The organism is Endozoicomonas sp. Z74, assembly GCF_057680865.1.
In genome coordinates this window covers 1-1,145 of sequence record NZ_JBLYZI010000249.1, presented here as the reverse complement: position 1 = coordinate 1,145, position 1,145 = coordinate 1, and the positions used below count along the sequence as shown (strand labels likewise).

Annotated in this window: 1 protein-coding gene; it reads left to right on the top strand. The window is 38.5% G+C overall.

The annotated features are described in order from the left end of the window. The first annotated feature begins 588 nt into the window (after positions 1–588). Positions 589–888 (top strand): hypothetical protein, encoded by a 300-nt coding sequence (locus ACNRUY_RS26565; protein ID WP_488114675.1) that lies wholly within the window; start codon positions 589–591, stop codon positions 886–888. Positions 889–1,145 lie beyond the last annotated feature (257 nt).

The following is a 1,145-nucleotide window of genomic DNA, read 5'->3' as shown; positions in this document are numbered from 1 at the left end:
GTGGTTAAACCCTGCCACTTTCAAGTAAGTTTTTGGTGGATTATCCACCAAAAATTGCAGGGGCTAGGCTGCTTTTGCGATCCCAAAAGATGAATTTATCAAATAGCTGGGGTTGTTCGCACCTTCCCTAAGAAATTGTGGCATTTATATATAGTTTCATAAGAAAGGGAATCCAGTAATGCCTTAAATATGAGCTCAGTATTTCATATCACTTGGTTGAGGTTTAGAAGTCTATGAAAAATTTAAGATGCCCTGATTGCCGAAAAGAAGCTGTAACGTCAAAAGTGAAAGTGAGGGTTGCCTGTGATTTTGGCAGTATTTTTCATTTGGCTCCTGACGGGAATCGTTCTTTATTTTTCCGGACCTAAGCGTATTGGTACAAAATAGTTCCATATCTGAATATCAGTTATACAGCTTGTCAGAGATGAAAATGGATTGCGGCGGAAAACTTGAATAACTTGTTATTTAGTCTATTTTAATATTTTCGGTAATCTGAGTGGGAAGAATTACCAATAAGCACCTGTGGAATGAAAGTAAGGTCTTTGGTAGACATGGCTTTGTATATATAGGATGAGGTTTGTTTTAAAAATGAAAGTGAGTGATAGCATTTCGTTAAGGCGGTCGAAAATATGTGGGACGCCAAAAGATTACAGCGAAGATATGTACAAAATTTATTTTGAGGTATTGGATTGTAATGAGATAGCACTGGGTATCCTAACCTCAATTGTAGGTACAGAATACTCGAATCAGATTCTGAATCTGGAGTATGGTTATGAAGTAGCGATGCCTATCCAATGTGTTCCAGACGTTGTTGAACGTTTGATCCAGGCGGATGTTGGTATTTATCAAATTGTAAGAGGAGAAAAAACCGAAGGAAAATGGCGCTAGATTTTGAAGAAACGGTTCATCATGCAGTTCGACTGTATTAGTTCAGATCTGACCAAACAGATGCCCTCTGAAAAACGGTGGCTGTCAGATCAAATCTGAATGACTACAAATTACGGGACAAAAAAAGATCTGTAGTAGTTCAGACCTGATCTGACAGTCACCGATTTTTCAGAGGGTGTCTGTCAGGTCAAATTCAGGCTACAAATTTTTCCTTCCAGATCTCTTTGCCATCTATCAGAGTTTCCATTGGCGTTCTT

Coding starts and splice junctions, on each gene's coding strand:
- ACNRUY_RS26565 (WP_488114675.1), top strand. CDS start 589: ATGAAAGTGAGTGATAGCATTTCGTTAAGGCGGTCGAAAATATGTGGG.